The sequence below is a fragment of the Aquibium sp. ELW1220 genome (assembly GCF_030398385.1).
In the GTDB taxonomy this organism is placed as follows: domain Bacteria; phylum Pseudomonadota; class Alphaproteobacteria; order Rhizobiales; family Rhizobiaceae; genus Aquibium.
This window is the reverse complement of sequence record NZ_JAOAOQ010000013.1, coordinates 136398-150262: the sequence shown is the minus strand read 5'-3', so window position 1 is coordinate 150262 and position 13865 is coordinate 136398. Positions and strand designations below refer to the sequence as shown.

The window sequence follows — 13865 nt, the reverse complement described above, 5'->3', positions numbered from 1 at the left end:
AAAATCCGAACCTGAGACGGGAGCCCGCCGGCGCCAGCGCCCGTCTGGCCAGACGGGCGCTGGCGAACCAGCTTCCCCGACAGTTAAGCACATCGACGACAGACAATCCTGAGGCGCGAGCCCGCACGGCGGAGGACACGTCAGTCCGGACATCGGCGGGCGAGCCTCGAAGGACGCACCACGCCACAGCAGCCTTGCGACAGCAGCGTTGCGGACCGCCGGCGCGGCCGCCTACGTCTCGACGTCGCCGAGTTCCAAACCCTCCAGCTGGGCCACGTAGTCCCGCATCATGTCGAAGCTCCAGCCGCGGTTGAGCGCGATGGCGAAGCCGTAGATCAGGAACGGGTGCGCGCGGCACTCGAAGATCGCGCGGATGTCCTTCGACGCCAGCGCCGCGCGCTCCGCATCGTCGAGTTCCCGGGTCGCGATCGCGGCGGACGCATCCGCGTCGAAGGCGGCACGAAAACCATCGTCGCGGGCGTATTCCCAGAGCACCTTGTCGAGCGCGTAGCGGGTCATGCCTCGCCTCCGTTCAGCGCAGCTTCATCCCAGGCGAGGAAGGCGCAGGCCGGTTGCGCGCCCGTTGCGACGAGGTCGGCGAAGGACGGCCGCGCGCCGGCCGCCGCACCGAAGGCGAGCACGTAGCCGAGGAAGCCCGGCGTGCCGTTGCCATGCGCGAAAAGCTGGTCGAAGCTGCTGCGCCGCGTGATCTCGTCGACGTCGTTCGCCTCGATCAGGCTCCACATGGCACGGTCCCACTCCGACATCGGCTCCGCCTGCACGCGCAGCATGCCGGGTCCGCCGACGCTGTTCGACATGTGGCCGGTGGCGACGACCGCGACACGGATGCCGTCGCCGAAACTCTCCACCGAGCGACGGATCGTCTCGCCCACCTGCCGGTAGCGCCAGCCCGGCGGCACCGGCGGCGCGAGCAGGTTGACGAAGATCGGGACGACCGGCAGGTCGTCCTCCGGCCGCAGGAACTGCAGCGGAATAGTGAAGGAATGGTCGGCCACGAACTCGTCCGAATAGGCGAAGTCGACGCCGCGGTTCATGCCGTCCTTCAGGATGTGGCGGGCGAGCGCGCCGTGGATCGGCAGGTCGCTGGCGGCAAGGCCCCAGGCCTTGATCTCGCTGTCGAAGGGGCCTGTCATGCGGGTCGCCTTGCCCACCATGAACGGCGCCATGTTGTTCATGAACCACTGGTTCAGATGGTCGCTGCCGATCATCACGACGACGTCCGGCCGGGCCCGGTCGAGGTCCGCCCGCAGCCGCTCGAAACCGGCCAGTGCCGGCAGCGCTCCGGGATGCGCCTTGCCTTCGGGCGCAAGCCGTGCGGCGATCGGCAGGGTCGGGTCGTGCGGCACGGCGGTGAGGGATACGAGGCGCGCCATGGCCGGCCGCCTCACATGTAGATCCGGACGGCCTTGAGCCGCCCCGGACGTCCGCGCTCGTAGACGGCGACCGCCGGCCTACCGCTCGGCATGTAGACTTCCAGAGCACAGGTCGTGCCGTCGTCCGTGGCCCGGCAATAGGTGACGCGGATGCCGGCCGTCCCCATCATCTTGGTGAAGTCGGTGCGCAGCCCCTCGCGCCCGACGAATGTCTCGGCGTTGGAGTGCCGGAAATAGCCGTCGTCTTCGAACAGGTCGAGCACGTCCTCGAGCCGGTTCTCCTTCAGCGCCTTGAAATAGGGCTGCAGGACGTCCTCCGGCGACTGCCCGGGCACGAGACCCGCGTCGGGCTCGAGGATCGGCCCGCGATCCTCGACGAGGTGATGGTCGGAATAGACCGTCGCCCTGGAACCGCCCTGCCCGTCCGGCTCGTACATGATGCCGACCGGAAGGTAGGCGACGCGCCCGTCGGCCGGCACGAAGTGGTATTCCTCGAAGCGCCGCCCGTCGGCATGGGTCACTGCGAAAGCTTCGATCGCCGACCACGACGCGCCCGGGCACAACGGGCTCTCCGCTTCGAAACGCGCAGCCGGTCCGGCGCCCAGATAGGGGTCGTCGACCCTCGACTGGAGACGCAGGCTTCGCATCAGGTCTGGGGCCGCCATGGACATTCTCCTCCTCCGTCTCGGCAGCCGCATCAATGACGAAATTTATTTGGTCGTTCAACCTATTTCTTGAGCCGCCGCCTTGTCGATATCGCCAGCCGCTCGTCATCGCATTTGGACGGTTGTTCAACCAATACACTCGTGCTAGTCCCCTGATGCCGGCCCGATCACCGGTTCGGCACGCCGATTTCGGCGACACGGCGTGGCCGGTCCATCCCGGCAGGCGGACGGAGGAGGAACCATGAAGCTCGCAACCATTCCCAACGGCACGAAGGACGGCGAACTGGTGGTCGTTTCGACCGACCTCGCCGCAGCGGTATCGGCCGCCGGGATCGCGCCGACGCTTCTCGATGCCATGGAGCGCTGGACCGAGGTCGTGCCGCTGCTCGAGGCGCTGGCGCGCGACCTTGCCTTCGGCCGCGCGCAGGGCACGTTCCCGTTCGACCAGAAGACGGCGCTGTCGCCGCTCCCGCGCTCCTTCCGGTGGCTCGACGGCTCCTGCTTCAAGAACCATCTCCGCCTCATGGCCATGAGCCAGGGACGCGATCCCGACATCGAGGTCAACGCCCCCTTCCCGCTGATGTACCAGGGCATGTCGGACGACTTCTATCGCCCGCAGGGCGACATCCCGCTGCCGCGCGAGGAGGACGGCATCGACTTCGAGGCCGAGATCGGCATCGTCGTCGACGAGGTGCCCATGGGAACAACGGCCGAGGAGGCCGGCAAGCACATCCGCCTCGTCCTCCTGATCAACGACGTCAGCCTGCGCGCCTTCGTCAAGCGCGAGATCGTCACCGGCTTCGGCTGGATGAACGCCAAGGCGAGCACCGGCTTCTCGCCTGTCGCCGCGACGCCCGACGAACTCGGCGCCGCCTGGACCGGCATCGTCAACCTGCCGCTGCGGATCGACCGGAACGGCCAGCCCTTCGGCCGCCCGAGCGGATCGGAAATGTCCTACACCTTCCCGCAGCTGATCGAGCACGTCGCCCGGACGCGCAAGATCGCCGCCGGAACCATCATCGGATCGGGCACGGTCTCGAACGCGAACTACAAGGAGGTCGGTTCCGCCTGCATCGCCGAACGCCGCTCCATCGAGATGATCGAGCAGGGCGAGGTGAAGACCGGCTTCATGAAGTTCGGCGACCGCGTCCGCATCGAGATGCTCGACGCCGACGGCCGCTCCATCTTCGGCGCCATCGACCAGACGATCGTGCAGTACCGGCGGTAGGCTCGCCCCGGCGCAGCTGCCCGCGTCCGGGCAACTGCGCCGGTAACGGAGTGTCAGCCGTTGGCCAGGACGTGGTTGATCATGTCGCCCGCGTGGGACACGATCAGGTCCTTGTCGTTGTCGAGGGTGGCGACGTGATAGGACTCGTTCAGCCAGATCAGCCTGACATGGTTCGACGACGTCAGCCCGTTGACGATGTCGAGCGCATTGCGCGCCGGCACGACGTGGTCCTCGCGCGACTGGATGACCGTGACGGGGCACTGGATGCGCGACAGGAGGTTGCTCGTGACGCCGAACAGCAGGTGGCCGTGCGCGAGCCGGCTCGCCGGGAACTCCGAATAGGCCACCTCGACGACGCCCGGCGCCTTGATGTCGGAGCCGACACCCGGAACCCGCATCGACGAATCCTGGTTGCACAGAAGCGCGGCCATGTCGGGTCCGAGAGCGATGGCCGGCGCGTTGACCGGGATCGCCGCCTTGACGATCTCCGGAAAGCGCGCGGCGAGGTTCAGCGTCAGCGATCCGCCCATCGACAGGCCGATCACGAAGACCGGCCGTCCTTCGGCCGCAAGGTCCTTCAGCGCTGTCTCGGCCGAGTTGAGCCAGTCGAGATAGCCCGTCTTTTCCATCTCGTCGGGAGTGGTGCCGTGTCCGGCCAGCAGCGGGCACGCGACGGTGAAGCCGAAGCGCTTGTGGATGGCCTCGCCGACATAGCGCATGCTCTGCGGCGTGCCGGTGAAGCCGTGCAATGCGAGCACCGAAGCGGTCTTGCCTTCGAAACGGAACGGTTCGGCACCGGGCATAATCGTGGTCATGGTTTCTCCCTCAGGTCTTGGTTCGTGCGGAATAGGCGATCGCCGCCACGGCGATGATGGCGCCCTGCAGCATCAGCTTGCTGGGCTCGCCGAGGCCGAAGCTGGTCAGCAGGTTGAACAGGAAGGTCAGCATGAAGGCAGCCACGGCCGGCCCCAGCACGCCGCCACGGCCGGAGCCGAAGGTGACGCCGCCGAGGATGACCGCCGCGAGCGAGTTGAGCGCGAGGTCGCGGCCGATGTCGAGGCTACCCATGCCGACGAAACCGACGAGCAGGAAGGCGCTGAAGACGGCGAACAGGCTCGACGCGACATGCACGAGCACGACGATCCCGCCATAGGGGATGCCGGTGGCGAGCGCTGCGCGCGGGTTGGCGCCGATCGCGTCGATGTAGTGGCCGAGCACCGAGCGCTTGAGGAACCACGCCACCGGGATCAGCAGCGCGAACCAGATCAGCGGCGCGAGCGGTACGCCCGAGATGCGCGACTGGCCGATGTACTTCAGCAGCGCCGGCGCATCGCCCGGCGCGCGAAACTGGCTGAAGGCGATGACGATGCCGGTCAGCAGCAGTCCCATGGCGAGCGTCACGATGACCGAGGAGGCCCGCAGCCGTACGATGAAGAAGGCGTTGGCCAGCCCGACCGTCGCCCCGAACAGCAGCGCGCAGGCGATGAGCACAGCCTCGCCGCCGGGAACGTAGCCGCTGGTGAGGATGTAGCTGACACCCATCGCCACGCCGCCGAAGGACAGGTCGATCGACAGGATCCGCATGCACAGCGACTGACCGATCACGGCCACCCCCAGCGGGGCAGCCTGGCGGATGATCAGCATCAGGAGCAGCGGTGAAAGGAGCGCTGGGCGGAACATGTAGGCGCAGATGAGCAGGATCAGCGTCCCGGCATAGGCGATCGGCAGCGCGGTCGCCACGTTCAGCAGGCGGGAGCCGCGGGACCGGTCTGCGGTGTCGAGCATGGCCATCGTCTCAGACCCCGATCGTCTTGCGGCGCTGCAGGCTGACGGCCCCGAGCAGCAGCAGCCCGGTGGCGGCCATGCGCAGGAAGGGCGATACGCCGAGCAGGTTCATGCCGTTGGTGGCGAGGCCGAGCGTCACCACGCCGAGGATCACCCCAGGCACGCTGCCGACGCCGCCGGAGAGTTGCACCCCGCCCAGCGCGATCGCGGTGATCGAGTCGAGGCCGAACGCCGCCCCGATGGTGGGATCGCCGGTCGAGACCCGCGCCGTCAGGAAGATGCCGGCGGCCACGGCCGAAAGCGAGCAGAGCACGTAGCAGGTGATGATCGGCCCCACCACCTTGACGCCGTTGAGCGACGCGTTGCGCGGATTGGCGCCGAGCGCATAGAGCCGCAGTCCGAAGGCGGAGCGCGACAGGAGCAGCCAGCACAGGAGGATCGCCCCCGCGCACCAGAACAGCGACGGCTGGAGGCCGAACAGCCGGCCATGCGCCAGCGCCTCGATGGCGGGTGCCACGACGCCCCCCGGCACGGGGCTGACCAGCAGCGTCAGTCCCTGGACGAAGGTCGCGGTCGCCAGCGTCATCACCAGCGGGTGGACGCCGAAGATCGCCACGCCGATGCCGTTGACGGTGCCCAACACGCAACCGGCGGCAATGGCCAGCGGAACGACGATCGCCGGATCGAAGGTGACGATGATGGCGCTGGTGAGGCTGAGCATGGATCCGACCGAGAGATCAACGCCGCCGCTGATCGCCACGATGAGCTGGCCGAGCGAGACGATGAGCAATGCCGTGATCTGGTTGCCGACATTGCCGAGGTTCTGCGCGGTGAAGAAGCTCGATGCCGTGAAGGACAGGATGACGAACATCGACAGGGGCAGCGCGATCGTGATGATCCCGATGCCGCTCCGCGAGGTTCTGGAAAACAGACGGCCGATCACGCTGCGGCTCCTGCATGGGCCCGGAAGGGCGCTCCGGTCAGCGCGGAGGTCATGATGGTCTCCTCGGTGGCGACGGCGCCGGGCATCTCGGCCACGAGCCTGCCTTCCCGCACCACGAGGATGCGATCGCACAGGCCGATGTGTTCCGAGAGTTCGCTCGACGTCATCAACACAGCACCGCCGTCGTCGGCGAAGGCGCGCAGCAGCGTGTAGATCTCGGATTTCGCGCCGACGTCGACGCCGCGGGTCGGCTCCTCCACCAGGAGGATGTCGACGCCTGCCGCCAGCCAGCGGCCGATGAGCACCTTCTGCTGGTTGCCGCCCGACAGCGCCTGGACCTCCTGCTGCGGTCCCGTCGCGCGCACGTTCATGCTTTCGAGCAGCCCGGTCAGACGCGGGCGATCGATGCGCGCGCGGCTCCAGATCGAGGAACGGCGCATCATGCCGATGCCGATGTTCCGCTCGATGGCGAGCGGCAGGAAGAGCCCTTCCGACTTGCGGTCCTCGGGCACGAAGCCGATGCCCGTGCGAGCCACCGCGACCGGCGACGGCGCGAGGCCGGTGGACGTGCCGTCCTTCGCATGATGCACGACTTCGCCCGAGACGGGCGCGATCTGACCGGCCACCGCACGGATTATCTCGCGCTGGCCCTGCCCCTCGAGGCCCGTCAGGCCGAGGATCTCGCCGCGCCGCAGGGCGAAGGTCACCGCCGGCGCACCAGCGACGGGAACCAGCCCGCGCACGTCGATCGCCAGCGGCGCTTCCGGCCTGACGGTGCCGCGATGCGGGAAGAAGCGATCGAGCGAACGTCCGACCATCAGCGAAACGAGCGTGTCCCGGGTCAGTTCGGAGGCCGGCTGCGTCGCCACGTGGCTGCCGTCCTTCATGACGCTGATCGTGTCGCAGAACCGGAAGATCTCGTCGAGCCGATGGCTGATGTAGAAGACGAGGTTGCCGCCGCGCTTGAGCGACATGATGAGCCGCTCGAGTTTCTCGATCTCCGGACCGTTCAGCGCGGCCGTCGGCTCGTCGAAGATGAAGACGCGCGCGTCGACCGCCACGCCCTTGGCGATCTCGACCATCTGCTGCTGCGCGATGGTCAGGTCGCCGCAATGGGCGTCGGGATCGAGATCGACCTCGATCCGCGCGAACACGCTGCGCGCCTCGCGACGCATGGCCGAGCGGTCCACCATGCCAAGCCGTCGCGGCTCGCGTCCGAGATAGAGGTTCTCCGCGACCGTCAGGTTCGGCAGAAGCGTCAGTTCCTGGTAGACGGTCGATATGCCGGCCTGTTGCGCTGCGCGCGGGCCGGCGAGAACGACCGGCTTTCCATGGAGGTAGATCGTTCCCGCCGACGGCTGGTGCACGCCGGCGAGCAGGTTCATGAGGGTGGACTTGCCGGCGCCGTTCTCGCCGGTCACGGCATGAACCGATCCGGCATGCCCGACCAGCGAGACGTCCTTCAGGGCGACGTTGGCCCCGAAACGCTTGGTCACGCCTTCGAACCGGACCATCTCGCCCCCGGCTGACGAGCCGGAGGCATGGTGGTCCAACGTCCCTGGATCGGTCATCGCCCCGCCCCGATTGTGTACGGACTGCTGCGGATCAGCGCTTGAACAGCTTCTGCAGCTCTTCCTCGGGCAACGTCGACGGCACCCAGAACGCGTCGTTCAGGTCGGGACGATAGTAGCTGTCGATGTCCGCATTGGTCATCGGCTCCGGCGCGGAGAAGTAGGTCTTGTGCAGCGACTTGCCTTCGAGAAGGGCCACGGCCGCGCGAACCACGGCGACGCCGAGGCCGGGGGTGAACACCGGCGACACCGCCTCGACTCCGGATTCCTTCCAGGTCTTCAGGAAGCCGTTGTTGCCTTCGCCGGTCATCGGGACGAGCGGCTTGCCCACCGACGTGAAGACGTCGATGCAGGCGCGGGTCATCTCGGCCCCGGAGAACCAGATGCCGTCGACAGGCTGGCCGGAAAGAACCAGGTTCTCGCAGAGCTGCTTCGACTTGGCGTAGTTCCAGTCGCCGTAGACCTCTGCGCCGATGACGATGTCGGTCCCGTCGATGGCGCGGCGGAAGCCCTCGTAGCGCTGCGATTCCTCTTCGACGCCCGCGACGCCGCGGAAGGCCCAGATCGTGCCCTTGCCGCCGAGCTTTTCCTTCAGGAAGGTGCCGCCGACCTCTCCGAAATAGTCGCCAGCGCCCATGATCTCGACGGTGGTGTCCAGTGCACCCTTGCTGTTGCCGAAGGTGATCACCGGGATTCCCGTCGCAAGCGCCGCGTCGATCTGCTTCTTCACGAGCTGGAACGCGATCGGCGTGACCACCAGCGCATCGAGATCGCGCGTCAGAAGGTCCTCGATATCGGCGACCTGCTTTGCGGGCTGCCAGTTGGCCTCGGAGAAGAGAAACTCCTTGACCTGAGGATTGTTCGCCGCCTCGAACTCGGCCTCCTGGTGCATCTGCACGATCCAGGTGTTGCCGACGCCGGGGAAGGAAATGCCAATCCGGTATGGCCCGTCCTTCTTGAACTTGCCCGGTTCCGTCATCTCGGTGGATTTGAGGTTGAGCAGGTTGTCGGGCAGGAGCTCCACCTCGTCCTGCGCTTGAGCAGCCGGAGCCAGCGCGACGGCAAACGTCATTGCCAGCCCGAGCACGGGCCTAAAAAACTTCATGTGATCCTCCCCTTCGTTTGCCAGCAGGCAATTTTCGCCCCCCAGCGAATTCGAAAGCTAGCAAAGCCAATTCGAAAATCAACGAAAAATGTATACACACATGTGAAATTATCGCGCGAAACTGCCTCGCTCAGGGCGTGCAGAATGCGCCGGATGCCGGCTGCCACATCGTCCAGCGGCTGCCAGCTTCGCCATCGTCATCGCCGCGACGTCTGGCCGGCCGTGGGGATCGCGTCCGCCGGGAGGGCGGCATGACCCGTACGCCCGGCCGGCGAGCGGCGTGAAGCGTCGACAGGGCGGGGATGACGGAGGCAGAATCCCTCGAGAACGCCAGTCCCCTCAGTCCCTGCGAACCTGTCCGATGAGCCATTGCTGGAAATCGAGCCCCAGCGAGCGCTGGCTCCGCCCGTCCGGAAGGACGACGTAGTAGCTGTTGTCCGTCGTCAACGGCAGGTCGTGAATGACCACGAGCGCACCGGAGGCCAGTTCGGATTCGATGAGGTAGCTCGGCAGGAGAGCAACGCCGAGACCGCCGAGCACGGCCTCGATGACCGTGGAGAACTGGTCGAAGCGGCTGCCGCGATAGGCGCTTTCGTCGCCCGCGCCACCGAGCCGGAACCACTCTGCCCACAGGGTCGGCCGTGTCGCCAGATGCAGCAGCGGCACCGAAAGAAGGTCGGCCGCCCCGAGCACGTCGCCGCGCCGGACGAGCGCGGGCGCAGCCACCGGGAGGATCACCTCGCTGCACAGATAGGTGCAGGTGGCGTTGGCCCAGGTCGGCTGGCCGAAATGGATCGCCAGGTCGACATTCGCGTCCTGCAGATCGAACGGTGCCGACCTCGACGTCATCTCCACCGTCAGCCCCGGGCGGGCCGCCAGGAACTGCGGCAGCCGCGGCATCAGCCATCGATTGCAGAAGGTCGGGAGCGACGCGATCGACAGCCGGGCGCTGCCGTCACCCGCCGAGCGGGCCTTCACGACCAGTTCCTCGGATTGGACGAGCAGGCGCTGCACGCTGGGCAGGATCTGCCGTCCCGCCACCGACAGATGCACGCGCTGGCGCGACCGCTCGAACAGCGGTACGCCGAGCAGGACTTCCAGCGTCCGGACCTGGCGGCTGACCGCGCTCTGCGTCAGGTGGAGCTCGGCCGCAGCCTTGGTGAAATTGCCATGGCGTGCCGCCGCTTCGAAAGCCTGCAGCACAGCCAGGTCGGGAATGGAGGCACGATTGAAGTTCATTCTGTTTTCACATCAAGTCAGTCCGAGAAAGCATGCGATAGCATGTTGCGGGCCGCTTATCACATGGCTACCAGATGCTGGCTCCGGAACGCTGCGTCCGGGCGATCTGGAACACCATGAACGGAGAAGAGCGATGGGTGCTGGCGTCGACGTGAAACGGGAAACGGCAGAGCTGCTCGGCAGGCTTGGCGTGCCGCGCGCCGCATGGACCGGCGGCGACATGGCCTCCTTCAGCCCCGTGAGCGGCGAAGAGATCGCCGCCGTCGCGACGACCTCCGCCGAGGCGGCCCATGCCGCCATCGACGCCGCGCACGAGGCCTTCAGGGCGTGGCGCCTCGTTCCGGCACCGCGCCGCGGCGAACTCGTGCGCCTGCTGGGCGAAGAGCTTCGCGCGGCCAAGGCCGATCTCGGCCGGCTGGTCTCGATCGAGGCCGGCAAGATCGCGTCGGAGGGCCTGGGCGAGGTGCAGGAGATGATCGACATCTGCGACTTCGCCGTCGGCCTCTCCCGCCAGCTCTACGGCCTCACCATCGCCACCGAGCGCCCCGGCCACCGCATGATGGAGACCTGGCACCCGCTCGGTGTCGTCGGCATCATCTCGGCCTTCAACTTCCCCGTCGCTGTCTGGTCGTGGAACGCCGCGCTGGCACTGGTCGCCGGCAACACCATCGTCTGGAAGCCGTCCGAGAAGACGCCGCTCACCGGGCTCGCCTCCCAGGCGATCCTCGAGCGCGCGCTGGCGCGGTTCGGCGATGCGCCGAAGAACCTGTCCCAGGTGCTGATCGGCGGTCGCGCGGTCGGCGAGACGCTGGTCGACCACCCCAAGGTGGCGCTCGTCTCGGCCACCGGCTCGACGCGGATGGGCCGCGAGGTCGGACCGCGGCTCGCCCGGCGCTTCGCGCGCTCGATCCTGGAACTCGGCGGCAACAATGCCGGCATCGTCTGCCCGTCGGCCGATCTCGACATGGCGCTGCGCGCGGTCGCCTTCGGCGCCATGGGTACGGCCGGCCAGCGCTGCACCACGCTGCGCCGACTGTTCGTCCATGACAGCGTCTACGACGCGCTCGTACCGCGCCTGAAGAAGGCCTACGAGAGCGTCTCCATCGGCAATCCGCTGGAGACCACGGCGCTGGTCGGACCGCTGATCGACGGCCAAGCCTTCGACGGCATGCAGAAGGCCCTGGCGGCGGCGAAGGCCGAAGGCGGCGTGGTGACCGGCGGCGAGCGCGTGCCCGACGCAGGCAGGGACACGGCCTTCTACGTTCGGCCGGCGCTGGTGGAAATGCCCGGCCAGTGCGGGCCGGTGCTGGAGGAAACCTTCGCGCCGATCCTCTACGTCATGCGCTACTCAGATTTCGAGCGGGCGCTCGAAGACCACAACGCGGTTGCGGCGGGCCTCTCCTCCTCCATCTTCACCCTCGACGTCCGCGAGGCGGAGCGCTTCCTGTCGGCCGACGGCTCGGACTGCGGAATCGCCAACGTCAACATCGGAACCTCCGGCGCGGAGATCGGCGGCGCATTCGGCGGCGAGAAGGAGACCGGCGGCGGACGCGAGAGCGGATCGGACGCCTGGAAGGCCTACATGCGCCGCGCCACCAACACGGTGAACTACTCGAAGTCGCTGCCGCTGGCACAGGGCGTGTCGTTCGACATCGAGTAGGACCCTGCTGCGGCGGCCGGCGCAGACAGGCGTCGGTTTCCCGCGGGGTCGAGTAAGCCGGAGGACCCGGCTCCGCTGATGGCCGCCGGCGGCGCTTAGAGAGAGAGGCCCGCCGCGTGGCGCTCTTTCAGCGCGCGTGCCAGGCTGCGATCGACCCGCGCTCGATGAGGTCGGCCCGCATGACCACGGCCCGCACGGGCGCCTCGGACCCCTCGATCCGTTCCAGCAGCAGCGTGGCCGCGGCATCGCCCATGGCGAGCCGCGGCTGCGCCATCGTCGAGATGCCGGGCGACAGGAAGCTCATCCAATCCAGATCGTCGAAGCAGACGAGCGAAAGCTCGCCGGGCAGCGTCAGCCCGGCCGCCGACACGGCGCCGATCACGCCCTCCGACATGGTGCCGTCGGTCGCAAACACCGCGCTCGGCCGGTCCGGGCGTTCGATCAGGGTCCGCGCGACGGCCTGCGCCGCACCCGCCGAATAGGCACCGACCCGGCGGATCAGCGACGTGTCGACCGCGACCCCGGCCTGCCGGTGGGCGCGCAGGTAGCCGAGCAGGCGCTGCCAGCTCGGATAGAGGGTATCCGTCGACAGAACCTCGCCGGCAAGGCCACGCGCGATGAAGCCATCGAAGCCGCCCTCCTGTTCTTCCAGCATTTCGCCGACCAGCCCGATGCGCCGGTGGCCGGTCGACAGCAGCGCGACAACCGCGCGCTCGGCAGCCGCGATGTTGTCGATGCCGACGCGGTCCACCTCCAGCCCTGCCACGCTGCGGTCGAGCAGCACGAGCGGCAGCCCCGCCGCGTGGAGGTCGCGCAGGTGCCGCGCGTTGCGCGTGTCGCATGGCGAGACGATCAGCCCGTCAACCTGCTTTTCGAGAAGCAGGTTGACGGCGCGGATCTCCTTGTCGAGATTCTCGTCGGAGTTGACGATCAGCAGCCCGAAATCGCGCCGTTCCACCACGTCGGCAATGCCGCGCAGGATGGAGGCATAGAACGGGTTCTGGATGTCGCCGGCCACCACGCCGATGGTGCGGGTCTTGCCGGTGATGAGGCTGCGGGCGAGCGCATTGGTGCGGTAGCCGAGCTTGCTCGCCGCCCGCATGACCTGCTCGCGGGTCTCCTCCCGGGTGTAGCCATACCGGCCAAGCACACGTCCTGCCGTTGCCGTCGAGACGCCGGCCAGCCGCGCAACGTCCGCGATCGTCGCCTTCGAGGTCTTCGCCACCGCCTGCCGCTCCCTTCCGCCTATCCCGTCCGGACATGCTGACGAGAGATCGCGGCGAATCGCCCTGATGGTGATTCCCCGTTTCCCTCACGCGGCATCATTGAGCGCGATTGCGGTGAAGACGTCGAGATGCGCGCCGCCGACATTCTTGAAGATGGTGATCTCGTGGGCCGACCGGCGCCCCTGCACCCTGCCCTGCGCGAGATCGAAATGATCGCCCGCGATCGCCGTCACCGGCACGAGGCCCGATGCCAGAGCCGGCCCGAGATCCCCGGTATTCTCCATTCCGCGCCAGGTATCGACGAAGATCCGGCCCCGCGAGAGCGCCTCCTCGTCCGTCTCGCGCAGGCTCTTCATGTAGGCGCCGACGAGATCGAGATGCGTTCCTGGCTTGAGCAGCGCGCCCTTGACCAGAGTGCGGTCGGACATGGTCACGCAGGTGATCACGTCGGCGCTCGCCACGGCCGCGTCGATGTCGCCTGCAGCCTGCGCATCGACGCCGTCCCGCCGCAGGCCGGCCGCCACCGCATCTGCCTTGGCCGCCGTGCGGTTCCAGACGAGCACGCGCTTCAGCGAAGGACGCGCGGCCATGTGCGCGGCAGCGAAATGAGGCGCCAGCGCACCGGCACCGACCACCAGCAGGACCTCCGCATCGTCGCGCGCGAGCAGCGAGGCGGCCAGCGCCGAATCGCCGGCGGTCTTGCGCGCCGTCATCGCCGCGCCGTCGGCGACCAGCAACGGCGCGCCGGTGGCGCCGTCGAACATGGCAACCAGTCCCTGCACGTTGGGCTGCGGCGGCGAAAGCCTCTCGTTGCCGGCAAAGACGCCCACCATCTTCACGGCGATCGGGCCGCCCGGGATCCACCCCGGAAGCGTGATGAACTGCTCGCCGCCGCCTGCGGGGTTGCTCTGCACCACCACGTCCGACGCGGGCATCGCCCCGCGATGCGCCTGCGACAGCGCGCCGATCAGATAGGGCCAGGGCAGTGCCGCATGGACCGCCGCCGCATCGAAGACCTTCATGACAATTCCTCCTTGCGCCCCGAGATC

Annotated in this window: 13 protein-coding genes; 2 read left to right on the top strand and 11 right to left on the bottom strand. The window is 67.9% G+C overall.

The genetic code is table 11. The annotated features are described in order from the left end of the window. Positions 1-231: 231 nt before the first annotated feature. From N1F91_RS14160 to N1F91_RS14150, 3 genes are read right to left on the bottom strand one after another with little or no spacing between them, the layout of a single operon-like run. Entirely contained in the window at positions 232-519 is a 288-nt protein-coding gene (locus tag N1F91_RS14160; RefSeq protein ID WP_289992989.1) for a hypothetical protein, read from the bottom strand. After that, positions 516-1394 (bottom strand): 2,3-dihydroxybiphenyl 1,2-dioxygenase, encoded by an 879-nt coding sequence (locus tag N1F91_RS14155; RefSeq protein WP_289992988.1) that lies wholly within the window; start codon positions 1392-1394, stop codon positions 516-518. The genes N1F91_RS14160 and N1F91_RS14155 overlap by 4 nt, the downstream gene beginning before the upstream one ends. Positions 1395-1405: 11 nt before the next feature. Beyond that, positions 1406-2059, bottom strand: coding sequence for a nuclear transport factor 2 family protein (locus N1F91_RS14150; protein ID WP_289992987.1), 654 nt, complete (start codon positions 2057-2059; stop codon positions 1406-1408). A gap of 241 nt (positions 2060-2300) precedes the next feature. Here N1F91_RS14150 and N1F91_RS14145 point away from each other — a divergent pair, with 241 nt between their 5' ends. Beyond that, a complete protein-coding gene (locus N1F91_RS14145) occupies positions 2301-3287 on the top strand; it encodes a fumarylacetoacetate hydrolase family protein (RefSeq protein ID WP_289992986.1) in 987 nt (328 codons plus the stop codon). A 53-nt stretch (positions 3288-3340) separates the two neighbouring features. Here N1F91_RS14145 and N1F91_RS14140 read toward each other — a convergent pair whose 3' ends face one another. The 6 genes from N1F91_RS14140 to N1F91_RS14115 all read right to left on the bottom strand — a co-directional run bounded on the left by N1F91_RS14140 (position 3341) and on the right by N1F91_RS14115 (position 9930). Then, positions 3341-4102, bottom strand: coding sequence for an alpha/beta fold hydrolase (locus tag N1F91_RS14140; RefSeq protein ID WP_289992983.1), 762 nt, complete (start codon positions 4100-4102; stop codon positions 3341-3343). 10 nt (positions 4103-4112) lie between these two features. Further along, entirely contained in the window at positions 4113-5072 is a 960-nt protein-coding gene (locus N1F91_RS14135) for an ABC transporter permease (protein WP_289992981.1), read from the bottom strand. A gap of 10 nt (positions 5073-5082) precedes the next feature. Continuing rightward, complete coding sequence (locus N1F91_RS14130; RefSeq protein ID WP_289992980.1) at positions 5083-6015, bottom strand: ABC transporter permease; 933 nt, start codon at positions 6013-6015, stop codon at positions 5083-5085. Continuing rightward, positions 6012-7586, bottom strand: coding sequence for a sugar ABC transporter ATP-binding protein (locus N1F91_RS14125; RefSeq protein WP_289992979.1), 1575 nt, complete (start codon positions 7584-7586; stop codon positions 6012-6014). Before N1F91_RS14125 ends, N1F91_RS14130 begins: the two co-directional genes overlap by 4 nt. A 34-nt stretch (positions 7587-7620) precedes the next feature. After that, complete coding sequence (locus N1F91_RS14120; RefSeq protein ID WP_289992978.1) at positions 7621-8691, bottom strand: ABC transporter substrate-binding protein; 1071 nt, start codon at positions 8689-8691, stop codon at positions 7621-7623. Positions 8692-9030: 339 nt separating this feature from the next. After that, positions 9031-9930 carry a LysR family transcriptional regulator gene (locus N1F91_RS14115; RefSeq protein ID WP_289992976.1) on the bottom strand — a complete coding sequence of 300 codons (900 nt, stop codon included), beginning with the start codon at positions 9928-9930 and terminating at the stop codon, positions 9031-9033. A 133-nt stretch (positions 9931-10063) separates the two neighbouring features. Between N1F91_RS14115 and N1F91_RS14110 the strand changes: the two genes are divergently transcribed. After that, positions 10064-11590 (top strand): aldehyde dehydrogenase family protein, encoded by a 1527-nt coding sequence (locus N1F91_RS14110; protein ID WP_289992974.1) that lies wholly within the window; start codon positions 10064-10066, stop codon positions 11588-11590. A 127-nt stretch (positions 11591-11717) separates the two neighbouring features. Here N1F91_RS14110 and N1F91_RS14105 read toward each other — a convergent pair whose 3' ends face one another. Together N1F91_RS14105 and N1F91_RS14100 are read right to left on the bottom strand one after the other, a co-directional pair. After that, positions 11718-12815 (bottom strand): LacI family DNA-binding transcriptional regulator, encoded by a 1098-nt coding sequence (locus N1F91_RS14105; RefSeq protein WP_289992973.1) that lies wholly within the window; start codon positions 12813-12815, stop codon positions 11718-11720. Between the two features lie 87 nt (positions 12816-12902). Further along, on the bottom strand, positions 12903-13838 hold the full coding sequence (locus N1F91_RS14100) for an ornithine cyclodeaminase (protein ID WP_289992971.1): 936 nt from the start codon (positions 13836-13838) through the stop codon (positions 12903-12905). Between the last annotated feature and the right edge of the window lie 27 nt (positions 13839-13865).